At 67.1% G+C, this 24207-nt stretch carries 24 protein-coding genes and 1 pseudogene; 9 read left to right on the top strand and 16 right to left on the bottom strand.

The genetic code is table 11. The annotated features are described in order from the left end of the window. Positions 1 to 30: 30 nt before the first annotated feature. Positions 31 to 1230, top strand: coding sequence for an IS30 family transposase (locus tag LFT46_RS16330; RefSeq protein ID WP_442863690.1), 1200 nt, complete (start codon positions 31 to 33; stop codon positions 1228 to 1230). A gap of 73 nt (positions 1231 to 1303) precedes the next feature. Here LFT46_RS16330 and LFT46_RS16325 read toward each other — a convergent pair whose 3' ends face one another. Continuing rightward, on the bottom strand, positions 1304 to 1594 hold the full coding sequence (locus LFT46_RS16325; protein WP_142132762.1) for a hypothetical protein: 291 nt from the start codon (positions 1592 to 1594) through the stop codon (positions 1304 to 1306). A 271-nt stretch (positions 1595 to 1865) separates the two neighbouring features. Then, positions 1866 to 2045, bottom strand: a complete 180-nt coding sequence (locus LFT46_RS16320; RefSeq protein WP_236799474.1) for a hypothetical protein — start codon at positions 2043 to 2045, stop codon at positions 1866 to 1868. A 137-nt stretch (positions 2046 to 2182) separates the two neighbouring features. Here LFT46_RS16320 and LFT46_RS16315 point away from each other — a divergent pair, with 137 nt between their 5' ends. The 3 genes and pseudogenes from LFT46_RS16315 to LFT46_RS16305 all read left to right on the top strand — a co-directional run bounded on the left by LFT46_RS16315 (position 2183) and on the right by LFT46_RS16305 (position 4320). Continuing rightward, positions 2183 to 2539 carry a VOC family protein gene (locus tag LFT46_RS16315; RefSeq protein WP_236799473.1) on the top strand — a complete coding sequence of 119 codons (357 nt, stop codon included), beginning with the start codon at positions 2183 to 2185 and terminating at the stop codon, positions 2537 to 2539. A gap of 55 nt (positions 2540 to 2594) precedes the next feature. Further along, a complete protein-coding gene (locus LFT46_RS16310; protein WP_236799472.1) occupies positions 2595 to 3755 on the top strand; it encodes an acetate kinase in 1161 nt (386 codons plus the stop codon). A 5-nt stretch (positions 3756 to 3760) separates the two neighbouring features. Next, positions 3761 to 4320: pseudogene (locus LFT46_RS16305) on the top strand (GNAT family N-acetyltransferase). Between the two features lie 2 nt (positions 4321 to 4322). Here the strand turns inward: LFT46_RS16305 and LFT46_RS16300 are convergent. The 3 genes from LFT46_RS16300 to LFT46_RS16290 all read right to left on the bottom strand — a co-directional run bounded on the left by LFT46_RS16300 (position 4323) and on the right by LFT46_RS16290 (position 8092). After that, the gene (locus LFT46_RS16300; protein ID WP_236799471.1) at positions 4323 to 5519 is read right to left on the bottom strand and encodes an NAD(P)/FAD-dependent oxidoreductase; all 1197 of its coding nucleotides are present in this window, start codon (positions 5517 to 5519) and stop codon (positions 4323 to 4325) included. 4 nt (positions 5520 to 5523) lie between these two features. Next, a complete protein-coding gene (locus LFT46_RS16295; RefSeq protein WP_056392720.1) occupies positions 5524 to 5730 on the bottom strand; it encodes a DUF2945 domain-containing protein in 207 nt (68 codons plus the stop codon). A gap of 145 nt (positions 5731 to 5875) precedes the next feature. After that, positions 5876 to 8092: a S9 family peptidase gene (locus LFT46_RS16290; protein ID WP_236820388.1), complete on the bottom strand. Its 2217-nt coding sequence runs from the start codon at positions 8090 to 8092 to the stop codon at positions 5876 to 5878. A 157-nt stretch (positions 8093 to 8249) separates the two neighbouring features. Between LFT46_RS16290 and LFT46_RS16285 the strand changes: the two genes are divergently transcribed. The 4 genes from LFT46_RS16285 to LFT46_RS16270 all read left to right on the top strand — a co-directional run bounded on the left by LFT46_RS16285 (position 8250) and on the right by LFT46_RS16270 (position 11491). Then, a complete protein-coding gene (locus LFT46_RS16285) occupies positions 8250 to 8810 on the top strand; it encodes a hypothetical protein (RefSeq protein WP_236820387.1) in 561 nt (186 codons plus the stop codon). 12 nt (positions 8811 to 8822) lie between these two features. Beyond that, positions 8823 to 10439: an FAD-dependent monooxygenase gene (locus tag LFT46_RS16280; protein ID WP_236820386.1), complete on the top strand. Its 1617-nt coding sequence runs from the start codon at positions 8823 to 8825 to the stop codon at positions 10437 to 10439. A 189-nt stretch (positions 10440 to 10628) separates the two neighbouring features. Next, on the top strand, positions 10629 to 10826 hold the full coding sequence (locus tag LFT46_RS16275; protein WP_236820385.1) for a hypothetical protein: 198 nt from the start codon (positions 10629 to 10631) through the stop codon (positions 10824 to 10826). Positions 10827 to 11068: 242 nt separating this feature from the next. Next, the gene (locus tag LFT46_RS16270; RefSeq protein WP_236799465.1) at positions 11069 to 11491 is read left to right on the top strand and encodes an Hsp20/alpha crystallin family protein; all 423 of its coding nucleotides are present in this window, start codon (positions 11069 to 11071) and stop codon (positions 11489 to 11491) included. Positions 11492 to 11711: 220 nt separating this feature from the next. On the opposite strand, the gene LFT46_RS16265 is transcribed toward LFT46_RS16270, so the two are convergent. From LFT46_RS16265 to LFT46_RS16220, 10 genes are all read right to left on the bottom strand, one after another. Further along, positions 11712 to 12671: an ADP-dependent NAD(P)H-hydrate dehydratase gene (locus LFT46_RS16265; protein ID WP_236799464.1), complete on the bottom strand. Its 960-nt coding sequence runs from the start codon at positions 12669 to 12671 to the stop codon at positions 11712 to 11714. After that, the gene (locus tag LFT46_RS16260) at positions 12655 to 13446 is read right to left on the bottom strand and encodes a histidine phosphatase family protein (protein ID WP_236799463.1); all 792 of its coding nucleotides are present in this window, start codon (positions 13444 to 13446) and stop codon (positions 12655 to 12657) included. Before LFT46_RS16260 ends, LFT46_RS16265 begins: the two co-directional genes overlap by 17 nt. Positions 13447 to 13668: 222 nt before the next feature. Next, positions 13669 to 15360, bottom strand: coding sequence for an alkaline phosphatase D family protein (locus tag LFT46_RS16255; RefSeq protein ID WP_236820384.1), 1692 nt, complete (start codon positions 15358 to 15360; stop codon positions 13669 to 13671). Between the two features lie 87 nt (positions 15361 to 15447). Beyond that, complete coding sequence (locus LFT46_RS16250; RefSeq protein WP_236820383.1) at positions 15448 to 16599, bottom strand: LCP family protein; 1152 nt, start codon at positions 16597 to 16599, stop codon at positions 15448 to 15450. A 30-nt stretch (positions 16600 to 16629) separates the two neighbouring features. Next, on the bottom strand, positions 16630 to 17787 hold the full coding sequence (locus LFT46_RS16245; RefSeq protein WP_236820382.1) for an LCP family protein: 1158 nt from the start codon (positions 17785 to 17787) through the stop codon (positions 16630 to 16632). Positions 17788 to 17914: 127 nt separating this feature from the next. Next, positions 17915 to 18580 (bottom strand): arsenate reductase/protein-tyrosine-phosphatase family protein, encoded by a 666-nt coding sequence (locus LFT46_RS16240; protein WP_236799459.1) that lies wholly within the window; start codon positions 18578 to 18580, stop codon positions 17915 to 17917. Between the two features lie 146 nt (positions 18581 to 18726). Next, positions 18727 to 19377, bottom strand: coding sequence for a DUF305 domain-containing protein (locus LFT46_RS16235; RefSeq protein WP_236820381.1), 651 nt, complete (start codon positions 19375 to 19377; stop codon positions 18727 to 18729). Between the two features lie 57 nt (positions 19378 to 19434). Then, on the bottom strand, positions 19435 to 19941 hold the full coding sequence (locus LFT46_RS16230; RefSeq protein ID WP_236820380.1) for a hypothetical protein: 507 nt from the start codon (positions 19939 to 19941) through the stop codon (positions 19435 to 19437). 32 nt (positions 19942 to 19973) lie between these two features. Next, positions 19974 to 22160 carry a copper-translocating P-type ATPase gene (locus tag LFT46_RS16225; protein WP_236820379.1) on the bottom strand — a complete coding sequence of 729 codons (2187 nt, stop codon included), beginning with the start codon at positions 22158 to 22160 and terminating at the stop codon, positions 19974 to 19976. An 81-nt stretch (positions 22161 to 22241) separates the two neighbouring features. Beyond that, positions 22242 to 22598 carry a heavy-metal-associated domain-containing protein gene (locus LFT46_RS16220; protein ID WP_236820378.1) on the bottom strand — a complete coding sequence of 119 codons (357 nt, stop codon included), beginning with the start codon at positions 22596 to 22598 and terminating at the stop codon, positions 22242 to 22244. Between the two features lie 272 nt (positions 22599 to 22870). On the opposite strand from LFT46_RS16220, the gene LFT46_RS16215 reads away from it, so the two are divergent. Then, positions 22871 to 23551: a PAS and ANTAR domain-containing protein gene (locus tag LFT46_RS16215; protein WP_236820377.1), complete on the top strand. Its 681-nt coding sequence runs from the start codon at positions 22871 to 22873 to the stop codon at positions 23549 to 23551. Here the strand turns inward: LFT46_RS16215 and LFT46_RS16210 are convergent. Beyond that, positions 23548 to 24162, bottom strand: coding sequence for a hypothetical protein (locus tag LFT46_RS16210; protein WP_236820376.1), 615 nt, complete (start codon positions 24160 to 24162; stop codon positions 23548 to 23550). The two genes, LFT46_RS16215 and LFT46_RS16210, sit on opposite strands and share 4 nt — an antisense overlap. Positions 24163 to 24207 lie beyond the last annotated feature (45 nt).

Here is a 24207-nt window from a genome sequence, read left to right as displayed (position 1 = left end):
GAGGATTTCCGCAAGCTCCGCGAAGCTGGAATGACACGCCGGGAGGCTGCCAAAGAACTGGGCATTAACCGGTGCACGGCCCAGGAATGGGACAACGGGGTCAGAAGGACACGGAACGGGCGAATCTACCGTGATGGCCGCCGGGTCGATTACACCAGTGGTGTGATGACACTGACCACCGACGAAGCGATCACCGATTCTGGCGCGTTTCCCGCACTTGCGGCCTTGGAGAAACCACTGGATGCCAGATTCCTGACTTTGCAGGACCGGGAACGGATTGCTGACCTCCGCGCTGCCGGCACACCGGTCCGGAAGATCGCCAGGGAGCTGGGCCGGTCCGCCTCGACCATCAGCCGGGAACTGGCCAGGAACAGTGTCAACGATGGGAAGTATTACGCCTATGCAGCCCAACGTGCCGCGACCGCCCGGCGGCCCCGGCCCAAGGACAGCAAGCTGGTCACTCACCACCGGTTACGAAAGTATGTGAAGAAGAAGCTGCTTCGGCGCTGGTCACCGGAACAGATCAGCAACAAGCTGATCAGGAAGTTTCCCAACGACCCGGAGATGCGCGTGAGCCCAGAAACGATCTATCAGGCCCTCTACTTCCAGGCCCGCGGAGGACTCAAACGTGAAGTCCAGGCAGCTCTGCGCACCGGCCGGACGCGCCGTAAGCCTCACAAGGACCCCCAGCAGCGGCAGCCCCGCTTCGCTGACCCTATGGTGATGATCTCCGAACGCCCACCCGAAGTTGAAGACCGCGCCGTTCCAGGACACTGGGAAGGAGACCTGATCACCGGGGCAAGCAACCAGTCCGCCATCGCCACCCTCGTTGAACGCACCACCAGATACGTCATGCTCGTCCATCTGCCCGGAGACCACACCGCCGAAACCGTCCGTGATGGCCTCATCGCCACGATGAAGACACTCCCCGAACACCTCCGAGGCTCCCTGACCTGGGACCAGGGCGCGGAAATGGCAGCCCACAAATCCTTCACCATGGCCACGGACATGCAGGTCTACTTCTGCGACCCCGCCAGCCCCTGGCAACGCGGCTCCAACGAAAACACCAATGGCTTGCTGCGCCAATACTTCGAAAAAGGCACGGACCTATCCATCTATGGCCCCGAAGACCTCGAACACGTCGCCCAAGAACTCAACAGCCGACCACGCAAAACGCTCGGCTGGGACACCCCAGCCGAGCGTCTGCGTGATCTACTAATGACCACATAACACCAGCAGTGTTGCAACGACCCCTAGAAACCGCCCGGAAAGTGCCGGCGTCGTACTTTTTGTTGGGGAACAGTCAGCTGTTGTCCGGCTTGGCCAGGCTCTCCGGGTCCTCCTGCTTGGCAGGCTCATCGGAGAGGCCCTGCGGGGTAAGGTCCAGGTCCTCCCGGTTCTCCGGGGCCTCCGGCGCTTCTCCCGTTTCGGCGGCCTTGAGGTGGCCGGTATCGTCCAGGGCCGGGTTGGCGCCCTCCACCCCCGTGGGATCGTCCTTGCTGCCGGAATCCGGCTGCGCGTTGAGCGGGGCGGTGCTGCTGGATCCCGTGTTGGTGGGGTCGTTCTCGTCGATCGAATTGGGCTCGTTCGTCATGGAATTGTCCTCTCGGCGTGGTCCAGCCTTGTTCGCCGACTCTATGCACAGGCTCCGCTGATCCGCAAGGAACCCGCGGCGGAGTATCTGTGCCTGGAAAACCTGCCGCCGCAAGCGGGTACGGGAAAGGTGCGCCCCGTTCGCTGAGCGCACCTTTTCGCTGTTCCGTTCGCAGCCGTTTCCGATCGGCTGCGTCCATAGTAAGCATACTGATGATAATTTTGGCAAGCTTCCCGTGCCGCTGCAGCGAAAGCCCTTTTAGCGCGGCAGGTCAGGACCAAAAGTCGGCCAGCTGCGCGCTGTCCTCCGGGAATTCGAGGCCCTCCGTGATTTTCCCGCCGGAGATACGGAAGACGAGGATTTCACGCTGGTCCAAGGTCTTGCCGTCGCGCTGCGCATGGGTCGTATGAATTCCAATTGCGTATTTGTCGCCCAGGGCCAAGTCCTCCACGTTCACCTTGATGGACCCGTTCGAGGGGGATTGGCCCCCCCAAAAAAGCGCCCCCTAAAGCCCGCGGTGACACGGACTGTCCCCTCCCGGGGTGATTATGGGGCCCTCTGTCGGAGGGGTGGGCTAGCATCGCAGGCATGCCCGGTACAGCCATCACCACCGCCTTCATCCCCGTCCGGAACCCACAGGCGGCAGCCGGCTGGTACAGCCGCATGCTCGGACTCACGGTGGGGCAAGCCAACAACTTCTCGGCCGTCCTCTCCGCCGCGGGAACGGCATCGGTGACCCTCATGGGCCCGGACAGCGGCATCAACGCCCAGCCCGGCCTTGCCTGGGCAACCTGCAACTTCCTCGTCGAGGACCTGGAGGGAGCCCGCGCCCGGCTCGCAGACAACGGGGTTGCCGTTGGCGCCATCACGGGCGCCCAGGATGTCTGCCTCTTCTTTACAGCCCAGGACCCTGACGGCAACACGCTGCTGCTGACCGACCGTTAGCCGCGCCACCTATAGTGGGGGTTGAACTGCACACGCCAGGCTGAGGAGGCCCCGCATGCTCGTGCTCGTCATCAATTCCGGTTCGTCGTCACTGAAGTACCAGGTCCGGAACGTGGCCGCCGGGACCGTCCTCACCGAGGGGCTGATCGAGAAGATCGGCGTGGGCAACGGCGGCGGCGGGGACGGCGAACTGGTGGGCCCGCGGGATCATGCGGAGGCACTAGAGCAGGTGGACGCGGCCATCCACCAGGAACTGGGCGACCCGGAACTGGGGGCGGTGGGCCACCGGGTGGTCCACGGCGGCGAGCGGTTCGCCGAGCCCGTCTTGGTGGACAACGAAATCACCCGTGCCATCGAACGGCTCAACCCGCTGGCCCCGCTGCACAACCCCGCCAACGTCCTGGGCATCCGCGCCATCACCAAAAAATGGCCCGAAATGCCTCAGGTTGCAGTCTTTGACACCGCCTTCCACCGCACCCTGCCCGAGCATGCCTGGCGGTACGCGGTCCCGGATGAGCTCTACACCAACCATGGCATCCGCCGCTACGGCTTCCACGGCACCTCCAACCAGTACGTTGCGCGCCGGTCGGCAGCGCTGTTGGACCTCCCCGTCGAGGAGTTCGACGGCGTCATCGCCCACCTGGGGAACGGCGCGTCCCTGACCGCGATCCGCGGCGGACGCTCCGTGGACACCTCCATGGGCTTCACCCCGCTCGAGGGCCTGGTGATGGGCACCCGCTCCGGCGACCTTGACCCCTCCATCCTGGTGTTCCTCGGCCGCGCCGGCTGGACGCCCGAGGACCTCGACACCATGCTGAACCGCGAGTCTGGTCTGAAAGGCCTTGCCGGGCACAACGACATGCGCTCCGTGGTGGAGGCCTCCGAGGCCGGCGACCAGCGAGCAGCCATGGCGCTCAGCGTGGCCTCCTACCGGCTGGCCAAGTACATCGGCGGCTATCACGTGGCGGTGGGCGGGGCCAAGGCGCTGGTGTTCACCGCAGGGATTGGCGAAAACTCACAGCACTTCCGGGCCCAGGTGGCGGACCGGCTGGGCGCCCTGGGCATAGAGCTCGACGGCGGCCTGAACGCCGAGCGGTCAAAGGAGCCGCGCGTGATATCCACGCAGTCCTCCGCGATTCCTGTCCTGGTGGTTCCCACTGACGAGGAGCGCGCCATCGCCGAGGCGACGGCCGCCGTCGTTTCCGCCAGCCGCTAAGACGCATGCCGGAGATTTCCCTTCCCATCCGCACTGACCGGCTGGTCCTGCGCCGGTTCGACGGCGGCGACCTGGAAGCCTTCCACGCCTACCACTCGCTGCCGGAGACCGCCCGGTACCTTCCCGGACCGGCCAAGACCTACACCCAGTCGATGGAGCGGGTGGGCCGGTACGCCAACTTTTCCTTCGAGAAGGAGGGGGACTGGGCGGCTCTCGCCATCGAAGCGGCGGATGAGCCCGGGCTGCAGGGCGAAGTGGTGCTCAAATGGCTGCCGGACGCGGGCAGGGCGAAGTGGGCTGGACCCTGGCACCGGGTGCCCGCGGCAAGGGTTATGGAACGGAGGCCGCCCAGGCCGTCCTGCGCCTGGGTTTCGAGGAGCTGGGCATGCACCGGATTGAAGCCCGGCTGGACGAACTCAACAGTGCCTCGGCTTCACTCTGCGGCCGGCTGGGCATGCGGCTGGAAGCGCGGCACATCGATAAGTGGCACTACAAAGGCCAGTGGGCCACCGAGCTCATCTACTCGATCCTTGCCGATGAGTGGCGCATCGGCACCGCCGGCTAGCGTTACGCCCGTCCCTTGAGGATCAGGTTCCAGTAGATCTTCGGGAAGATGTCGCGGTCCAGCACCCAGGACAGCTTGCTTTCATTCCACGTGGGCAGCCGCGGGATGGTGGGCATGGGCCGGTACCGGTCGTCGAATTCGGCGAACACCACGGTGTCCCGTGACACGGTGAACGGACACACGGAGTAGCCGTTGTACTTGGCCCGCAGCGGCTTTCCTTTCCGGGCTGCCACCAGGTTCTTTGCCACCACCTTGACCTGCTTGCGCAGGGACCCGCCGGACTTGGAGTTGGTGGTGCCCGCGGCGTCGCCCAGGGACCACACGTTGGGGTACCGGAGGTGCCTGAGCGTCTGGCGGTCCACCTCCACGAAGCCGCCTGCGTCCCCCGCGGCGGGCAGGTCCGTGGCCTTGAGCCAGTCCGGGGCCGACTGCGGCGGAACGGCATTGAGGACGTCGTACGTCAGGTCCTCGGTGGTGTTGGCGGCGTTGTTCCGGATGGTGGCCCTGCGGCCGGCCGGGCTCACGGCCACCAGTTCGCTGTTGGTCCGCAGCTCGATTCCGTACTCGGCGATCTTGCGGTCCAGTTCCCGGTCCACCTCCGGCACCCCGAACACGGTGGGGTACGGCTGCACCATGACCACGCGGATTTTGTCCAGCACCCCCTGCCCGCGCCAGTAGTCACACGCGAGGTACATGGGTTTCTGCGCGGCACCCCCGCATTTGATCGGCCCGGCCGGCATGGTGAAGACCGCCGTGCCGGAGCGCAGGGCGCTGAGCAGCGCCCAGGCCTTGGGGGCCAGTTCGAAGTCGTAGTGGGAGGCGCCGTACGGGGAATGGACGGCGTCGAGCAAGCCGGGCACGCGGTCCCAGTCGTACTGGAGCCCCGGGCACACCACCAGTTGCCCATAAGCTACCGAAGTCCCTGACCCGAGGGTGACCGTGTTTGCGTTCGCGTCCACGCCTACGGCAGCATCCCGGATCCAGGTGACGCCCTGGGGGATCACCGACTCCTGGCTCCGGACAGCCTCCTGGGCCTGTGCCCGCCCGCCGGCGATATGCGAGAACAGGGGCTGGAAGAGGTGGTGGTCCCGTGGCTCGACCACCGCCACGTCCTTGACGCCGTAGCGCTGCAGCCGGGCCGCCAGGGAGATCCCGGCATTGCCGCCACCGATGATCACCACCTCGTGCTGGGCAGCCACGGCGCTACTTCTTCTCGGTCAGCGCGGACGCCTTGTGCGCTGCACGGGCGCCGGTCTTGTCCGATTCCACCACGTACTGTGGTTCATCCTCACTGGCCCGGTGGGTGTTGCCGTCGAGTTCGAAGTCGCTGGTTTTCTTCTCCACGATCTTGCCGTGCGTCTTGCCCTGTGAAGTGTTCCACTCCACGTGCGTTCCCTTGCTCAATGACATGCCTGCTCCTCTGGTATCCCGCCGGAAAACACGTGCCCCCCAATAGTAAGCATGGTTAGCTTTGCCAGGTGCGCGGGTGAACATCGATTGCTCCGTACCTGCCGTTTAGCGGGCCCAAAAGGACAACAACGGAGCAATCGATGGGCTACTTCAGCCCGGCACCTGGCAGCAGTTCGGTGGCGCCCAGGGCGTCGGCGATGAACGCGTAGTCCCAGGCCCGTTCACGCCACTGCACGTAGCGGCCGGATGCGCCGCCATGGCCGCCGTCCATCTCGATCTTCATGACAATGGGCTCGGACCCTATGGTCCTGTTTCGCAGTTCCTGCACCCACTTGGCCGGTTCCACATAGAGGACGCGGGTGTCGTTGAAGGACGTCACCGCGGCGATCTTGGGGTAGGCCACTTCCCGCACGTTCTCGTAGGGGGAGTAGGACTTCATGTAGGCGTAAGCCTGGGGATCGGTGATCGGGTTGCCCCATTCCTCCCACTCCAGGGCGGACAGCGGCAGGTCCGGGTCCAGGATGCTGGTGAGCGGATCCACGAACGGCACCTGGGCCACGATGGCCGCGTACTTTTCCGGCGCCATGTTGGCCACGGCCCCCATGAGGAGTCCGCCAGCCGAGCCACCCAGGGCGGCGATGCGGGAGGGATCCACCCAGCCCGAACCGGCCAGCCAGTCCGTTGCGTCCACGAAGTCGGTGAAGGTGTTCTTCTTGGTGAGCTTCTTGCCGTCCTCGTACCAGTGCCGGCCCAGCTCGCCGCCGCCGCGGATGTGCGCGATGACGAACACCACGCCGCGGTCCAGGAGCGACAGCCGGGCAATGCCGAAGCCCGGGTCCATGCTCATCTCATAGGAGCCGTACCCGTACACCAGGCCCGCCGCCGTCGAATCCTGCTTGACGGCCTTGTGCCGCAGGACCGACAGCGGGATCCGCGTGCCGTCGGCCGCCGTCGCCCACTCACGGGTGGCAACGTAGTCTCTGCCGTCGTAGCCGCCCAGCACGGGGCTTTCCTTGCGCAACAGCAGCTCGCCGGCGGGTCGCTCCGGGGTGGGCAGGACGAAGTCGTAGATCCGGGACGGCGTGAAGTAGGAGGTGTAGCCCAGCCGAATCACGGGTGCCTCATAGTCGGAGCCGCCCACGCCGGCGGTGTAGAGCTCCTCATCGAATGCCGGCTCCACGGGCTCCTGCTGCGCGGGCGTGCCAAGCCCGGCCAGCCCCAGCACCTGGACCCGCTCGATGGTGTCCTTGCGGATGGAAACGATCAGGTGCGTGGAAGTGACGCCCGCGCCGTTGACGCGCACGTCGTTGGAATGTTCGACGACGGTCTGCCAGGTTTGGTCAGCCAGCGGCTTTTCCAGCTCGACCGGGTCCGCCAGGGAGACCATGGAGTTGATGGCGCCGCGGTTGTGCGTGAGCAGGATTTTTTCTACGCCGTCGAGCAGGAAGGGCTCGGCTTCGTACAGGATCCGCTCGTCCCGGGAAATCACGGTGCTGACTGTTCCGGCGGGGTCGTCAAACCGGAGCAGCCTGGTTTCGCTGTACTCAGAGCAACCGATGCCCAGCACCAGGTGGCGCCGGTCGGCGGAAAGCTCGAAGCCCAGCCACATGGCGGGGTCGTCCTCCTGGTACACCACCGCGTCCTGGGCCACAGGGGTGCCCAGGACGTGGGACTTCACCTGGTACGGCCGCCAGGACTCGTCGACCACCGTGTAGAAGAGCCGGGAGCCGTCCGGGGAGAAGGCAACACCGTAAAAGATGTTTTCGATGACGTCCGGCAGGAGTTCACCGGTGCGCAGGTCCTTGATCCGCAGCGTGAAACGTTCATCACCGGAGTTGTCCACGGCATAGGCGTAAAGGGTGCCGTCAACGGTGACGGCGGTTCCGCCTACGGAGAAGAACGGCTTGCCTTCGGCCTCCACGTTGCCGTCCAGCAGGATCTCTTCGCCGGGGATCTCCATGCCGGGTTCCACGGCCGGCGGGGTCCAGTCGGCCACCTTGTCCCCGGTGTCCTGTGCCTTCACCCGGCAGTGGATGCCGTACTCCTTGCCTTCGGCCGAGCGGCTGAAGTACCACCAGCCGTCCTTCCGGTGTGGGACGGAGAGGTCGGTTTCCTGGGTACGGCCCTTGATCTCCTGGAAGATGGCTTCGCGGAGCGGTTCCTGGTGCGCAGTGACGGCTTCCTGGTAGGCGTTCTCGGCCCGCAGGTGCTCCACGACCTCCGGCGACTCCTTGTCCCGCAGCCATTCGTAGTTGTCCACGAACGTCTCCCCGTGGTGGATGCGTTCGGTGGGGATCTTCTTGGCCACCGGGGGCGCCGGGATCGCAGTGCCGGTGGAATCCTGCAGGGAAGTGGAGGTCATGGATTCAATATATAGACCGCCCCCGAGAAGTCGGCAGGCCGTTCGCTGACGGGGGAGACGCCGCAGCCTGAAAGGGGCGAAAGACTCTGGAGCCTTGCGTCCGCTTCCCGGCAGGCTGGAGGGGCGCTGCAGGGAAGCGCAGGGAAAGGAGAACGCGATGACTTCCGAATCCGGTCCGGCTCCCCGGTCCAAGGCCTGGCTGGCGGTGGCCCACAGCGTCGGAACGTCCTGCGTCATGCTGGCGCGCCGGCAGGTGCACCTTCCCAAGGACAACGTGGGCCGGGTCCTGCGCTTCGCCGACGGAAGCACCTCGCGGGTCTACCGGGAGACCGCCGTCGACCGACTGCCCGCCGAGCCCTGCGTGCTGGTGGTGGCGTTCACGCTGCGGCTGGTGCGGGGCCGGGCGCACCGCCTGTTCGAAGCGGAAAGCATCCTGAACACCCCGCTCTTCGTAGGGTTCCCGGGCTTTATCTCCAAACTCTGGTGCGCCCACGACACCTTCGGCGCCTATCGCGGGCTGTACGAGTGGGACGGCGCCGAGCGCGCCAGGAAGTATGCGTCGGCCCTTTGGCGGGTCCTGGAACTGGTCAGCGTCTCCGGATCGATCAGCTACAAGGTGCTTCCCGGGCTGCGCCGCGAGGAGGTGCTGGCGGACCCGGCCAGGATTGCGGCCGCCGGAACCGACCACGCCTGGTGGCGGCTCCGCGCGAAGAAGTGACGGCCGGCGGGCATGCCAGGCAAGCAAGGGACGACGGCGGACACGGACGTTCTAGTGGTCGGCGCAGGTCCCGCCGGGCTCACCACCGCCCTCCAGGCCCTTGCCCACGGCGCCACCGTGCGGGTGGTGGACCGGCGGGATCACCGGGTCCGCCCCTCACGGGCGCTCATGCTGCATGCCCGCGCACTGGAGGGACTCCGCCCGCTCGGTGTAACCGCTGGCCTGCTGGAGCGGGCGGACACTGCGCCTGAGGCACGGATCCACCTGGGCCGGTGGGAGGTTGAAGCACGGCTGGGACACGCCGACCTTCCGGACACCGCCTTCCCGCACCTGACGCTGGTCCGGCAGGCCGACGTCGAGGAGGTCCTGTGGCAGGCGCTGCAGGACAGCGGCGTGGTGGTGGACTGGGGCGTGGAATTCCGCGGCCTGCACCAGGACAACGGCGGGTTGCAAGCGCTATCAAGCGGACTGGTCCGCGCCGAGCTCCAGGGAGCCCACGGGCCGGGGCATCACGTCTCCCGCTTTTTGGCCGGCTGCGATGGGCAGTCCAGCACCGTCCGCGGCATCACCGGCGCGCAGTGGCGCGGAGGCCCGTATCCCGTGGAGGCGGTCCTGGCCGACCTCGAACTCGATGGTGGCCTGGACCCCGGGCTGCTGCACGTTGCGGTGGGGCAGGCCGGGCTGGCCTTCCTCTTTGCCCTGGGCGAGGGGGCTACGTGGCGGATGCTGGCCACCCGGCCCGCATCCTGGCAGGCCGGCGCCCGCTTCGGCCAGCTGGGTCCGCCCGTTGCGCCGGAGGAGGTGGCGCAGCTGGTGAAGGACTCGGGCCTGGAGGCCAGCGTGCGGGAGGTGGGCTGGTCCGCCCAGGTCCCCCTGCAGCACCGGATTGCCAGCACGTTCGGGAGCAGCCCGGTCTTCCTGGCCGGCGACGCTGCCCATGCCCACTCCCCGGCGGGCGGCCAGGGCATGAACAACGGCATCCTGGACGCCCTCAACCTCGGCTGGAAACTCGGGTTCGCCTCGACCGCCGGCAGGCCGCTTCCGGAACTGCTGCAGACCTACGGGCAGGAGCGGCTGCCCGCGGCCCGGCGGGTGCTGGCGCTGACGCACCTGATCTTCTTCGGCGAAGCCTCGCCGCATCCGGCGGCACGCCTGGCCCGCAGCATCCTGCCAGCGTTCGCTCCGGTCATGCCGCTGCTCCTCCGCCGGCGGTGGCTCATCGCCAGGGGAGTCAGGCTGCTGGCCCAGCCGTTCGTGAACTACCGGAACAGCGCCATCTCGCATGAGGGCACGCCCAAGGCCCGCGGGTGGCCGCGGCCCGGCAAACGGTTGCCCGATGCTCCGGCTGCCGTGGATGGACGCTCCGTCCGCCTGCATGAGCTGACCGCGGTGCCGGGACTCCACCTTTTGCTGGAGCGCGACGCCGGCCCAGTCGCGTTGGACGCCATCCCCGCCGTTGCGTCGATGGACAGCCAGCCCCGGCTGCTGCATGTCCACCGCCTCACCAGCCACCCCGGCACGGGAGTGGCCGGCATCAGGCCCGACGGCTACGTGGGCTTCCGCTGCGGCGAGGCGGACCCGGTCCAGCTCCGCGACTGGCTGCGGCTGGTCGGTGCGGTGCGGGACTAAGGCGCCCTCCCGCCGTCGTGATGCTCCATCAGTTATGGCTCCTAAAAGGGCCCTTTGGGGACCACATCTGATAGAGCAACGGGGGTAGTTGAGAAGGGGTTGCGGGCGTAGTCTGGTCAGTTCAAGGCACATCGCCCGGTGTGTGATTCGCCCAGTGTTTGATCCGATCAGCGTGAGAGGGGAATTTCCATGACCATCCCGCCAGTGCACGAACCTGAGCCATTTCCGCCCGAACCCGGTCCCGAGCCCACATCGCCGGATCCCACCCAGCCGCGGCCGCCCGGTCCGCCGTCCCCCAACCCGTTCCCGGCACCGCCGGCGCCCGGCCCGCTGCCGGTCCCGGATCCAGGTCCGGCGCCGCTTCGTCCCGACCCCACCAGGGACTGACCGAAAACCTTAAAACAGTGACTCGATGAAGGGCCTTCCGCGCAGCAGCAGCTGGGTGGAAGGCCCTTTTCCCTGGTGCCGTCGACTGCGGAGTCAGGCCCCGACGGGCAGAAAAATCACCCAAAAACCATGCAGGAACCCCTTGAAGACCTGCTGCTGCGGTGCTAAAAAATCTATATCAGCCAATACAGATCGGCTGATGTGGAAACGATGTTGGACCATCTCTTACGAGGAGGGAAGCCATGTTGATGCGCACCGATCCGTTCCGCGAACTGGACAGGCTGGCCCAGCAGGTCCTGGGTACCTCTGCACGCCCGGCGGCGATGCCGATGGATGCATGGCGTGAGGACCAGGAATTCGTCGTGGCCTTCGATCTGCCCGGCGTCGCTGTGGATTCGGTGGACCTGGACGTGGAACGGAACGTCCTGACGGTGCGGGCGGAACGGCCCGATCCCGTGGGCAAGGACACCGAACTGATCGCCAGTGAACGGCCGCGCGGCGTTTTCAGCCGGCAGCTGATCCTCGGCGACACGCTGGACACGGACAACGTCAAGGCCAGCTACGACGCCGGCGTCCTGACGTTGCGGATCCCGGTGGCCGAAAAGGCCAAGCCGCGCAAGATTGAGATTCAAACGAAGGGGGCAAAGCAGGAGATCTCCGCATAGCCGGCGCAGGGATCCCGCCAAGCGCAGGGACCCGAAGAGGTTCGGAAAAGGATCGGGAGGCGGCCAGATCTGTTGACTGCCTTTTTGGGGCGAATCGCCATCTGTGCAACGCCACAGCGCCAGACAGCGCATCGGCAGCTTAGGCCTCAACCTCCCGACACGGTGGCCCCCGGGTTTAGCCGGGGGCCATCCGCGTGCCCGGGTGTCCTGCCGCCGGGCGTTAGACGCTGAATTCCAGCATCAGGGCGGGCAGTTCGTCGGCCAGTTCGCGGGCCAGGAACCCGAGCGGTCCCAGCCTGACGGCCAAGCGGTCGCCTGCGGCTGCGTGCAGGTGGGTGCCCCAACAGGCGGCTTGGGCGCCGGTGGTTCCGCGGGCACGGAACCCGGCAATGGCTCCCGCCAGGACGTCGCCGCTGCCGGACGTACCCAGCCCGCCGTACCCCGTGGTGATCTTCCACAGCTCCGGCTCGTCCGGGTTCAGGCCGGGCGGCTGGGTGATCAGCCCCTGGCAGCTGACCACAGCGCCGAACCTGGCGGAGATCTCGGCCAGGTCCTTTTCGAGGTCATTCACCTCCCGCCCCAGCAGGACCTCCGCTTCCTTGGGGTTGGGGGTGAGGATCAGCCGGCCGCGCCAGGGGCCGAGTTGGTCCTCCAGAGGCACCAAGGCACCCAGCGCGTAGGCATCAAGGACGACGGCGGGACCTTCCTTTGCGCCGGCGTCGCCTTGGGAGCCCCTGCCGGCGTCACCTTGGGCGCCGCTGTTGGATTCATTCTCCTGCCCGAGCATCGCTTCCAGCAGTTCGCCGGCGAGGTCGGGATCGTCCAGGCCGGGCCCCACCAGGATGACGTCGGCCCGGTCCAGGTAGGAGGAAATGCGGTCCAGTTCCGGTTTGACGGAGCCGCCGGGAGTCTCCGGAAGGCCGATGGACCCGCACTCAGGCAGTGCCACCCCCAGCTGCACTGACACTGACTCGGCCACTGCCAGCGTGACTTTCCCGGCCCCCGCACGCAAGGCTGCGGTGCCGGCCAGAAGGGCTGCCCCCGGGGTGGCCCTGGCCCCGCCCACTACCAACACGGAGCCGCGTGAATACTTATCTTCGCCCGGCGCCGGCAGTGGCCACCCCCGCAGGAGCGTCGCCGTCACCAGCGTGGGCCCGGGTGCGTTATCGTGGGCGGACACTGGTGTCTCCCGCGTGCTGGGTGACCTCGACGCCCTGCTCTGCCAGATGGTCGGCCACGTTGAAGCTCTCCAGCGTCCACGGCCCCACGCCGGAGGGGCGGACAAACTTGGTCAGTGACGCGTTGAGGATGGCCTCCCTGGCTGCCAGGTCCAGCAGTTCCTTTTCGCTGAGCCCTTCCAGGACATAGCGGAACAGCATGATTACCGCGTCGTGGCACACCAGCATGACCCGCTGGCCCAGGCCAAGGTTGTTCAGCTCGGCCAGGACGGACCGCAGCCGCAGCGCAACGTCCGCCCAGGATTCCCCTCCCGGTGGCCGGTAGTAGAGTTTGCCCAGCCAGTCACGGCGTTCGGATTCCTCGGGGTAGCGGTTTTCCACGCCCAGCCGCGTGAGCCGGTCCAGGATGCCCAGTTCGCGGTCGCGGAGCCGTTCGTCTATCCGAACCTGCACTGGCCAGCCTGCGGTTTCCACCGCGATCTCAGCCGTCTGGCGGGCACGCGCATACGGGGAGGACACCACCGTGTCAGGGCGGAACTCCTCCGCAATCCGTCCCAGTGCCATGCCCAGCGCCTTGGCCTGGTCCCTGCCGGTGCCGGACAGGTCCACGTCCGCATCCCGGGCGGGAACCTTGATGACCTCCACGCCGGCCTCGCGGGCCTCGGTGGCCGCAACGTTGCCTTCGCTCTCGCCATGGCGGATCAGCAGCAGTTCCACCGCCCCGGCCTGCTGGACGGCCTCCGTTAGGCCGTCGTCGTTTGCTGAAGTGTCCTTCAAGAAATCACCCCGTCCTCACCCTGCCAAATGCTGTGTCGAATGCAGGAACACTACCAACGGCGTACCCAGGGGCAGGCGCAAATAACGACGGCGGCGGCAGCGGACCATACGGCTCGACGCCCATTTTCGTCAGCGACGCGCAAAATCATCGACGCGCCCCGAATATCGGCGCGTCAGGGAATATGCGCGTCGCTAGTGGTTCTGCGCGTCGAGGGGCAGGGCTTACCGTTCGGGCGTCAGGACCTTGGAGAACACCGTGGCACCGTTGGCGTTCCGGAGGCTGGCGGTGAAGCTGTTGTCCTCGCCCAGCTGGACGTGGCCGAAGAACTGGTTTTCGCCGTCGCGCGGCGATTCTCCGGCGAAGCGTCCGGTCTTTGCGAACACCACCTCGGGGCCGAAGGTGCCGTCCATGCTGTTGGGGCCGAAGGAGCCGGCGGCGATGGGCCCGGCCACGAACTCCCAGAAGGGTGCGAAGTCGGTGAAGGCAGCACGCTCGGGGGAGTAGTGGTGGGCGGCGCAGTAGTGCACATCGGCGGTGAGCCACACGGTGTTCTTGACGCCGTTGCGCTTGAAGGCGCTGAGCACTCCTGCGATTTCGAGTTCACGGCCCAGGGGAGCGCCGTTGTCCCGGTTGGACAGGCTCTCCTGGTTGACCGGGCCGTCCGGCACCACAATGCCCAGTGGCAGGTCGTTGGCAATCACCTTCCATGTCGCCTTGGACCTGGACACCTCGCGGATGAGCCAGTCCACCTGCTCCTGGCCAAGGATGTTGGTGGCGTACGGTTCCTTGCCGTCCGTGTTGGGGGACTTGTAGGTGCGCATGTCCAGGCAGAAGATGTCCAGCTGCGGGCCCCGGGAGATCTTCCGGTAGATCCGGGCCGGCTGGTACTGCCCGGCATCATCGAACGTTCCGGGCCGCCAGATGGCCGAGCTGTCGGCGATGGGCATGTTTTCCTGCCAGGCCTGCCGGCCGCGGGCAGCCAGGGTGTTGACGTCCCGTACCGTATAGCGGGAGTCGTCGATGATCTGGCCCGGGTACCAGTTGTTGTGGGTCTCGTGGTCATCCCACTGGGCGATAACCGGAACGTCGGCAAACATGGCCCGCATGTTGGCGTCCATGGAGTTGTAGCGGTGGCGGCCGCGGAATTCGGTCAGCGTTTCGGCAACCTTGGACACCTCCTCCGTCACCAGGTTCCGCCACACCTGCCCGTCCTTTTCCACAACGGTTTCGGCGATGGGGCCGTCGGCGTAGATGGTGTCGCCGGAGTGGATGAAGAAGTCCGGGCGGGTCTGGTGCATGGCCCGGTAGCCACGCATCCCCCCGATTTCCTCGTTGATGCCCCAGCCCTGGCCCGCGGTGTCGCCGGTCCACACAAAGCTTTGCGCGGACGACGCCGGGACGTCGCCGCCGTTTGTGGTGTCGCCGGTGCGGCCCTTGCCGTTGACCGTCCCGGTGTCAGGGGCCGTGCGGAAGCTGCCGCGAACCGTCTCACTGGCCGCGCCGGCGTCGTCGTCGAAGCTGATCTCCAGCGCAAAACGCGTGTTGGACGGCAGGTTGCCGGCGTGGATTTTGGCAGTGAAGTCGGATGCCTGGGTGGCGCGGGGCCCGCGGAGGACCCGCTCAAAGGCGCCGCGCCCGCGCAGCACCTGGCCGCCGTCGTCCACTGCCCGCAGGACCGCCGTCATCCGGCCGGCTCCCGAGGCGCGCGACCACAGCACGGCCGAATCGGAGGTGACATCGCCGGTGGCCATGCCGCTGGGCAGTGTGAGCCGGTTGCGCACCAGGGCGACGCCGGCGGGAGACTGGGTGGCTGCCGTGGCGTTGGCGGCGGGCACGGAGGCCAGCGCGGCGGCGAGGACGGAACTCTTGACGACGGTGCGGCGGGAAACCCCGGCCTGGGAAGACTCGGTCATGTCCTCAGGGTTGCCCCCGCCGGTACACGGACTCTGGCGTGGCGGTGAACGGGCGGCGAGCATCGGCTGAACAGCGGGGGTTGCGCCCTATGGCTTCGCGAAGTCGCCGATCCGGCCCTCCCGGAGTGCTGCGCCCACGGCCGCGATGCCGCCATAGTCTGGAAACAGTACGGATTGCCCGGCCACGAAACCTGAACCCGCCGTCGGAAGCGTCATGGTGCCGATGGCGTTCACGTCCAGGTTCCGCAGGCTGTAAGCCAGAATGGCGGCCTGCACGGGGTCGAAGGCCTTATCCACGGTGAGGCAGCAGGAAGCGAAGTCGACCAGGGACCGCACCGTATTCACATCGTTGAGGGCACCTCCAGCCGTGAGGCGGGCCAGGATTGCGCGGAGCATGATCTGCTGGTCGCGGACCCGCTGGAAGTCGCCGTCGGCGAAGGCGTAGCGCTCGCGGGAAAACTCCAGCGCCGCCTGCCCGTCCAGGTGGTTCATGCCTGCGGGGAAGACGTGTTGGGTTTCAACGCTGGACTGGAAAGGGATGGGCACATTGACGTCGATTCCGCCCAGGCCGTCCACCAGGATTTTGAACCCGCCGAAGTCCAGCATCAGCGTGTGGTCGATGGTGATTCCCAGCAGTTGCTGCACGGTGGCAGTTTCCATGTCGATGCCGCCATACTGCAGGGCTGCATTGATCTTGGCGGCCCCGTAGCCGGGGATGTCCACCCAGTTGTCGCGGTTGATGGAGATGAGGTAAAGGTTCCGGCGGTCGGCCGGGACGTGAACCACCATCAGGGAGTCCGCCCGCTGGTCCTGGGCTTCGCCGGTGGCTGCCGTATGGGCGGCGGCGTCCCGCGCCGGCGTGCCGCCGCGGATGTCGCTGCCGATCACCAGGATGTTCATCGGAACTGCGGGCAGTTCCGGGATCGGGGGAGGCGGGGGCGGGGGAGCGGGAGCCGGCGGCGGCGTTTCGGAAGGAGTGGGCGTTGGCGTTGGGCTGGGCGTTTCGCTCGGCGGCTGGGTTTGGGTGGCTGCCGGCCGTGCCTCCTGGCCGGCGCGGTTCAGGCTGAAGACCGCGATGCCGGCTGCCGCCACAAGGGCCAGCACCACCAGTGCCACGATCCAGCGGCGGCGTCCCAGGGCAACCAGCCAGCCGGGCCGGGGCGCGGATGGGCCTGTGGGCGGACCGGAATTGCCGGGGCCGACGGGACCGGACGGATCAGGACCGCCTGGGATGCTCATGACGCCTCCACCTCATTGTGACTGGTGGGATCAGTGTCCGTCCGGCAAGCCGTTATTGGCTACATAGTTGTCCAAACTGTCACCTGCCAGCGCATCGCCGATGTCTTTGATTGCCGTTTGGTTCGGAAGGACGATGGACTGGCCGTCCGCGGAGGTTCCGATCCCCAGGGTGGGAAGGGTAAACATTTCCATGTCGTCTGCACGCACGTTGCGCAGTTCCAAGGCCAGGTTTGCCAGGGCCGCTGCGTTAAGTCCGCTGTCCACGCTGATGAACGGCGACATGGCAGTGACTACGTTATGCACCTTCACCGGGTTCAGAAGGGTTTCCGGGCTGAGGTTCTTGGCGAAAAGCGCCCGCACGAAAGCCTGCTGGTTGCGCACCCGCTGGTAATCGCCATCGGTGAAGGAGTAGCGCTCGCGGACGAACTCCAGGGCGTGCTTGCCGTCCAGCAGGGTACGCCCCTGCTGGTAGGAGAATTTGTCGTGCGCGGAAACGAAGGACCGGGGGATGTCCACCTCAACCCCGCCGAGGGCATCCGTGAGGCCAACAAAGCCCTCAAAGTCGACCATGGCCACGTGGTCCACGCGCTCGTTGAACATGGTCTCCACCGTCTGCACCATGAGGGGGACGCCCCCGTAGGCGAGGGCTGAATTGATCTTTGCCCTCCCGTGACCCGGAATGTCCACCCACAGGTCGCGCATCAGGGAGATGGCGAAGATTTTGGATCGGTCCGCGGGAATGTGCACCAGCATGAGGGTGTCAGCGCGCTGATCCGAGCTGCTGCCGGATTCAGCCTTGCCAACCGTTGCCCCGCGGCTGTCGCTGCCCATCACCAGGATGTTCAGCGCCTGCCCGCCGGGTGCCTGGGCAGGGGCGGCTGCTGCGGGCCCTGCTGCGGGCCCGGCCGCCGCACCAGTGCCGGTGCCTTCGGCCGGTGTTACGCCGGACGGCGCAGCGGAACGCGGCTGAGGGCGGTTGGACTCGGACGGGAATGGATTGTCAATGACCTTCGCCTGTGAATCGTACGCACGGCCGAGGCTGAAAAGGTACGTACCGGCTGCGGCGGCTATCAGGATCGCTGCGGCGAGCAGCACCAGCAGCGCGGTCCGCAACGGGTGCCGACGGCGTTTGGACCGCTCAACAACGCGGACGGCGCCGGTACTGCGAAGCTTCGCCTGGGTGCTCATTTCGGAAAATTAGCACCGGAAAAAATGCCTTACATCGGGGAAATCCACAGAAAAACCGCACTCTGTTCCACACCAGCCGGCAGGCCCGAGACCAGACGCCGGATGGGTGGAGCCTCTGCGGCAGGACCTACAGTTGGGCGGCGTCCGGGCTCACGGGCGCGTTCAGGCGGGCGTGGCGCAGGATGGAGACGATCGCCGGAGCCAGCTGGTCCTCCATCTCCCGGTAGACCTCGGGCGAGCGGCGGTAGGGGTCCACGATGTCATTTTCGGCGGGGTCGGCGGGAAGCGAGAGGTGCCGCACCCCGGCGGCGCGGGCTGGCAGCCCGCGCCAAAAGGCGGCGTTGGCAGCCAGCCGGGACTCGTCGTCGGACGCTGCTTCCTGGGGGCCGGCGGGCTGGGTGTCATTTTCGGCGGCCCGCTGGTCCAGGACATTCAGCATCCGGGCGAACTCGCGGATGGTGAAGGTCCGTTTGAGCAGGGACGCGTCCAGCTGCAGGACCTCGCCGCGGTGCCCGGACGTCATGGTGAGCACCAGGTCCACGCCGCGCAGGATTGTGGGGGTGAGCTGCCGGGCAGCGAAGCCTTCGGGATTCCCGCCGAAGGTCCGCACGATGTCCGCCGAGATGGGCTGCATGGGCTGGCCCACCAGGGCGCGGGTCCCGGCGCTGGAGACTTCGAAACCGCCGGGCACTACTTGGTCAAGCCCCGCCTGCAGCAGCCGTTCGGCCACGGGCGACCGGCAGATGTTGCCGGTGCAGACGGTCAGGATTCGTACTGGTGCGGAAGTGTCCAAGGAGATTTTCTCTTTTCCCAGCTGGCGGCGGTCCGGTGGGGCCCGTGCCCTTCAACTTAACATGCGACGCCGCGGCGGCGGCTCCCACACCGGGTGCCGCCACCGCGTCGTTCACATTTCCCGCCAGGTTGGCGGGCTGTCCCACGCTAGAGCGTGGCCAGCAGCTGCTTCATCTGCATGATCTCCGTCTGCTGCGCGTCCACGATCTCGTGGCCCAGCTTCACGGCTTCAGGGGATTTGCCGGCGCTGATCTCCTGCTGGGCCATGTCGATGGCGCCCTCGTGATGGCCGATCATCTGCTCCAGGAAAAGCCGCGCAGCGTCGGTGCCGGTGGCCGACTTGAGCTTGTCGATCCCGGCGTCGTCCACCATGCCGGTCATGCCATGGCCGGTGTGGTCGTTCATCATGGTGGGTACGTTCCACCCCTGGAGCCAGCCGGTCATCTGCTCGATCTCGGGGGCCTGCGCCGCCTTGATCTTGCTGGCAAGCGCAGTCACTTCCGCCGGGACGCCCTGCTTGTCCAGGATGATGCCGCTCATCTCCACCGCCTGGGCGTGGTGCGGGATCATCATCTGGGCAAACATGATGTCGGCCTGGTTGTGGTCGGCGTCCGCGCTGGGCGTCGTGCCCCCGCTGGACCTGGCCCCGGAGCTGGGCATCGTGCTCGACATGGGGCCGGAGTTCCCGTGGTCCATGGGCATGCTGTTGCCCGATCCGGCGTTGCCGGCGCAGCCTGCCAGGCCAAGCGAGGCCGCCAGGGCAGCAGCAATGGACAGGGTCTTGATGGTGGTGTTCATGGTTGTCTTTCAGGGGAGTGGGTGAACTGGGCCGCGATGGATGTGGCGCAGTCCGGCTTACGTCCGGCTGATCGACAGGTCGCAGGGTGTGGGGCTGGGCGGCAGGTAGCCGTAGCCGGCGCCCGCGGTGCTACCGGGGGCGCGAGGTGCAGGAATCGCGGCGGGGGATGCCTGGGGTGGGGAAAGGGTGACCGGGCTGCCGGGCGCAGAGGGGACACAGGGCGCGCCCGATTCCTGGGCGCCCGGGCAGGAATCGCCGCAGGCGGGCGAGGCAAGGGCTGGCGCGTCCGGAGTGGAGGAGCCGGGGCGCTCGCCGGCATGGCCGCCGGCAGCAGCGGAATGCGCGACGGCGGTGTGGCTGGGGGAGTGCCCGGCGCTGTGCGATGGGTGGGCGGACGCCACAGGAGAAGCCGGACTGTGGGAAATCATGACCTGCAGGCCGGCCCCGTGCGAGCCATGCCCGGAGGTGAGCACGTGCATGCCCAGCAGCCCTGCGATGACGGCCAGGGCAGCGGCCAGCAGCCAGGCACAGCGAAGGAGGGACGCCACGGCGCGGGTGGTCATGGCCGTCCCTCCTTTCAATGTGCCTGGAATGTTCAACGTACCTCGGACGGGTTCAGTTTCAGGCGCCGGAGGAGCTGGGCGTTCAGTGCCACCACCACGGTGGACGCGGACATCAGCACCGCCCCTGCTGCGGGCGACAGCACCACCCCGGCGAATGCCAGGACACCGCCAGCCAATGGCACGGACAGGACGTTGTAGCCGGTGGCCCACACCAGGTTCTGCCACATCTTCCGGTAGCTGGCACGGGACAGGTCAACCATGGACAGCACGGCCCGCGGATCGTTTCCGGCCAGCACCACGCCGGCGGATTCCACTGCCACGTCGGTTCCGGCGCCGATGGCGATCCCCACCTCGGCACGGGCCAGCGCGGGTGAGTCGTTGACGCCGTCGCCCACCATGGCCACCCTCAGGCCGCGGCCCTGCAGCTCGGCCACTTTCTTGTCCTTGTCCGCGGGCAGGACCTCGGCGAACACCTCGTCGATGTCCAGATCCGCGGCCACGGCCTTGGCCACCTGGTGCGCGTCACCGGTAACCATGGCCACCTTGACCCCGCGCCGCTGCAGGGCAGCAACAGCCTGCCGGGACTCCGGCCGCACCGCATCCTCCATGCTGACGGCGCCCAGGACGTTGCCGTCGTCGACAACGTGCAGGACCGCTGCCCCGCGGTCCATCCAGGCTTTGGTGCTCCCCGCCAGGGAGGCCGGTTCCACGACGCCGAGCTCGCGCAGGAGCGCCGGCCCGCCCACATGCACCGTACGGCCTTCCACGTTGGCGCGGACGCCGCGGCCCATCAGCGAGGTGAAGCCGGTGGCCGGAGCCAGCGCCAGGTTCCGTGCCTTCGCAGCGCGGACGATGGCCCGTGCCACGGGGTGTTCACTGTCGGACTCCACGGTGGCGGCGAGGGCAAGCACCGCGTCCGGATCTGCTCCTTCAGCTACGGCAACGTCCTTCAGCTCCGGCTCGCCGGTGGTCAGGGTGCCGGTCTTGTCGAACAGGACCACATCGATGGTCCGCATCCGCTCCAGCGCCATCCGGTTCTTGATCAGGACGCCGGCCCGCGCCGCCTGCTCGGTGGAAATGGCGATCACCAGCGGGATGGCCAGGCCAAGGGCGTGCGGGCAGGCAATGACCAGTACGGTGACGGTCCGGGTCACGGCGTCGGGGACGCTTCCCATCAGCGTCCAGGCGATGAAGGTGAGGACGCCGGCGCCGGCGGCAAAGTAGAAGAGGAAGGCTGCGGCGCGGTCCGCCAGGGCCTGTGCGCGTGATGATGAGGCCTGTGCTTCCTCCACCAGCCGCTGGATCCCGGCCAGGGCGGTCTGGTCGCCAACGGCCGTGACCCGGACGCGGACGCTGCTGTCCGTGGCAACGGTTCCGGCCACCACGGGATCGCCTAGGCCACGCGCCACGGTCTTGGATTCACCGGTGATCATGGACTCGTCGAACTCGGCCTGGCCGTCCACCACGTTTCCGTCAGCGGGCATGCGGGCGCCGGGACGCACCAGGACCAGGTCCCCGGCGTTGAGTTCGGACACGGGAACGGTCTCGGTGCCGCTGTCGGTGATGCGCTCGGCTTCGTCCGGCAGCAGCGCGGCGAGGGCATCAAGGGCGCCCTGCGCGGATCCGAGGGCACGCATTTCGATCCAGTGCCCCAGCAGCATGATGGCCACCAGCAGGGCCAGCTCCCACCAGAAGTCCAGGTCGAAGCCGCCGATGCCCAGGCTGGTGACCCAGGAGGCGGCGAAGGCCACCGTGATGGCCATGGCAATCAGCAGCATCATTCCGGGGGTGCGGTCTTTGAGCTCCTGCAGGCCGCCCTTGAGGAACGGCTGGCCGCCGTAGAGGAAAATCGCGGTGCCCAGGACCGGGGGGATCCAGGCGGAGCCGGGGAACTCCGGCGGCATGTAGCCCAGCAGGTGGGCCATCATGGGGCTGAAGTAGACCACGGGAATGGACAGGGCCAGCGTCAGCCAGAATCTGTTCTTGAACATGGCCGTGCTGTGGCCCGCGTGCTGGCCGTGCGTGTGGATGGTGTGGTCGTCGTCGTGCTGGCCGTGTCCGGCGTGCTGCGGGTGTCCGGTGTGCCCGGCGCTGTGTGCAGGGGGCTCCGTGAGCGTCCCCCCGGGCGGCTGGGGGTGGTCATGCCCGCCTCCCTGGTGGTGCACGGCGGGGTGGTCCTGCGTGCCGTGCTGGTCCTGCATATCGTGGTGATCCTGCATGGTTCCTCCTTGGAGGCAATCGCTGCCCGGCTTTACCCGGGGCTGCGGAAAAATGTTGGGAGCGCAGGGGCGCGGCCCGTATCAGGCCAGGGCGTAACCGGCGGCAGCCACGGCCTGGCGGACGTCGGCTTCGGACGCCCGGCCGGTCACGGTAAGCCGGGAGCGGCCGCCCGGCACCAGGTCAACCGAGGCCGAGGTTACGCCCGGAACGGCGAAGACAGCCGTTTCGACAGACCGGACGCAGTGCCCGCAGGTCATGCCTTCCACTGCAAAGCTGCGCTGCGCGGAAGCGTCTGCGTCGGCACTTACGACGGCGGCCGGAGGCTCCTGCGGGGCGGTTGCGGGGAGGATGCTGGCCGGCTCCACCGAGTTGGTTGGGGCGCAGCAGCTGCAGCCGGAGGATGCGAGGGGGAGCTGGGGACGGTTCCCGCTGTTCATGTCAGTTCCAATCCGTTGAGGGAATCAAGGGGCGCTGGGGTTGAACGGCTGTGAAAGGCTGGTGCTGGTGCGCCGGCCGGGACATACCACTTCACTGACAACACCGCCAATATACCCCCTGGGGGTATAAAGGTCAAGGACTCTAGCGCATTTCACGCGCGAGTTCCATGGGACCTCCCGCACTACCTTCTGTTGCGCAACGCGACCATACTGGAAGGAGCGGGGACAGAGCCGGACCGCTGGGGGCTGGCCATTGCACGGGAGGTGGACCTGTGACGGAGCTGAGCGATTTGTACACGTATTCGAGTGCCCTCGGAGACAGCGAAAGCGATGCCGGTACCTTCCGCGTGGACATTGAGCCCTCAGGTCCAACCTTCCAGTGGTCGGACGGGATGTTCCGGCTGCACGGATACCAGCGCGGCGAGGTTGTCCCCACGCTGGAACTGATCTTTGCCCACAAGCATCCTGATGACCGCGAGCGGTGCGAGGAGATTGTGCAGCAGGTTTCCGCCACAGGCGGCTTCTTCTGCATGTATCACCGGATTGTGGACGCCCGGGGGAAGACGCGGCGTGTGGTGACCTCCGGCGAGGCGGTCTTGAGCGCCGACGGAGCAGTGCTGGCGCTCGAAGGCGTAACGGTAGACCTCAGCCGCACCCTGCAGCGCGAAACCGAACAAACGGCCCGGGACGCCGTCGCGCGTGCAACGGCAACCCGGACCGTGATCGACCAGGCCCGGGGCATCCTCATGGGCCAGCTGAGACTTGGCTCCGATGACGCGTTCCAGATGCTGGTAAGCACCAGCAGCCACCGGAACGTCAAGCTGGTGGTAGTGGCGGCGGAACTGGTGCAGTTGGCCAACTCCACGGAGGCACGGACCTACCTGGACCGTGCCGTGCGGGCCATCCAACTGCACGGCCGGGCGAACCACGCGGGGGACCGCCGCGCGGGCTAGTGGTGCTCCACCCAGCAGGCAAGGATGGTTGTGGAGAGCTGGTATGCCAAGGCGCCGCGGGTGATGGCATCCGGTCCAACCGCAGATGGAAGCGCCGATGCGTTCACCTGCAGCACAAAGTTGTCCTTTTGGAAAACGGCGGAACCGGCTGCAGTTTCATAGGCGGGAAAGCCCAGGTTGGCCAGCCCCTCAATGGGGGAGGCGTCTGTGGCAAGGGCTTGCATGGCGTCGAAATACGCCCGCGCCCTCGCTTGGTCGGGCGCCTCCTGCACGGTAATCACCAGTGCACCTTCGGTTAGATGGTAGGTGCAGGTGAAGGTGCCGTTGGCCCAGCTGCTTACCGTGTGCGGTTTCCGGTCGAGCGACAGGATGCTGGTCAGCCGTTCCATCGGCTGGTCCCCGCATACCATCCTGGCGGCCGCGCTGGGGCCTCCGGGGCTGGTTTCGGGAACAGCTGTATCGGTGCCATGGTGGCCGGCATGGGCCGCCGCCGTTGAGCCGGGGCCGGGGGGCGCCGCTGGAAGGGCCTGCCCGGCTGATCCCGCCGCAGCACAGCCGGTGAGCAGCAGCGACAGCGCCAGGGTTGTCAGCAGGGGAGCACGGTTCTTCATGACGATCCGTCCTGGCCGCCGCGAGTGGGGCGGCCGTTGTTGTCT

It is taken from the genome of Arthrobacter sp. FW306-07-I, assembly GCF_021800405.1.
Classification (GTDB): Bacteria; Actinomycetota; Actinomycetes; order Actinomycetales; family Micrococcaceae; genus Arthrobacter.
The sequence above is the reverse complement of the archived record's forward strand: the minus strand, read 5'-3'. Positions and strand labels throughout refer to the sequence as shown.

What these genes read in the sequence shown, in the direction of transcription:
- LFT46_RS16330 (WP_442863690.1), top strand. Translation starts at nt 31, where the DNA reads ATGACACGCCGGGAGGCTGCCAAAGAACTGGGCATTAACCGGTGCACG.
- LFT46_RS16325 (WP_142132762.1), bottom strand. Translation starts at nt 1,594, where the DNA reads ATGACGAACGAGCCCAATTCGATCGACGAGAACGACCCCACCAACACG.
- LFT46_RS16315 (WP_236799473.1), top strand. Translation starts at nt 2,183, where the DNA reads ATGCCCGGTACAGCCATCACCACCGCCTTCATCCCCGTCCGGAACCCA.
- LFT46_RS16310 (WP_236799472.1), top strand. Translation starts at nt 2,595, where the DNA reads ATGCTCGTGCTCGTCATCAATTCCGGTTCGTCGTCACTGAAGTACCAG.
- LFT46_RS16295 (WP_056392720.1), bottom strand. Translation starts at nt 5,730, where the DNA reads ATGTCATTGAGCAAGGGAACGCACGTGGAGTGGAACACTTCACAGGGC.
- LFT46_RS16290 (WP_236820388.1), bottom strand. Translation starts at nt 8,092, where the DNA reads ATGACCTCCACTTCCCTGCAGGATTCCACCGGCACTGCGATCCCGGCG.
- LFT46_RS16285 (WP_236820387.1), top strand. Translation starts at nt 8,250, where the DNA reads ATGACTTCCGAATCCGGTCCGGCTCCCCGGTCCAAGGCCTGGCTGGCG.
- LFT46_RS16280 (WP_236820386.1), top strand. Translation starts at nt 8,823, where the DNA reads ATGCCAGGCAAGCAAGGGACGACGGCGGACACGGACGTTCTAGTGGTC.
- LFT46_RS16275 (WP_236820385.1), top strand. Translation starts at nt 10,629, where the DNA reads ATGACCATCCCGCCAGTGCACGAACCTGAGCCATTTCCGCCCGAACCC.
- LFT46_RS16270 (WP_236799465.1), top strand. Translation starts at nt 11,069, where the DNA reads ATGTTGATGCGCACCGATCCGTTCCGCGAACTGGACAGGCTGGCCCAG.
- LFT46_RS16255 (WP_236820384.1), bottom strand. Translation starts at nt 15,360, where the DNA reads ATGACCGAGTCTTCCCAGGCCGGGGTTTCCCGCCGCACCGTCGTCAAG.
- LFT46_RS16250 (WP_236820383.1), bottom strand. Translation starts at nt 16,599, where the DNA reads ATGAGCATCCCAGGCGGTCCTGATCCGTCCGGTCCCGTCGGCCCCGGC.
- LFT46_RS16245 (WP_236820382.1), bottom strand. Translation starts at nt 17,787, where the DNA reads ATGAGCACCCAGGCGAAGCTTCGCAGTACCGGCGCCGTCCGCGTTGTT.
- LFT46_RS16235 (WP_236820381.1), bottom strand. Translation starts at nt 19,377, where the DNA reads ATGAACACCACCATCAAGACCCTGTCCATTGCTGCTGCCCTGGCGGCC.
- LFT46_RS16230 (WP_236820380.1), bottom strand. Translation starts at nt 19,941, where the DNA reads ATGACCACCCGCGCCGTGGCGTCCCTCCTTCGCTGTGCCTGGCTGCTG.
- LFT46_RS16225 (WP_236820379.1), bottom strand. Translation starts at nt 22,160, where the DNA reads ATGCAGGATCACCACGATATGCAGGACCAGCACGGCACGCAGGACCAC.
- LFT46_RS16220 (WP_236820378.1), bottom strand. Translation starts at nt 22,598, where the DNA reads ATGAACAGCGGGAACCGTCCCCAGCTCCCCCTCGCATCCTCCGGCTGC.
- LFT46_RS16210 (WP_236820376.1), bottom strand. Translation starts at nt 24,162, where the DNA reads ATGAAGAACCGTGCTCCCCTGCTGACAACCCTGGCGCTGTCGCTGCTG.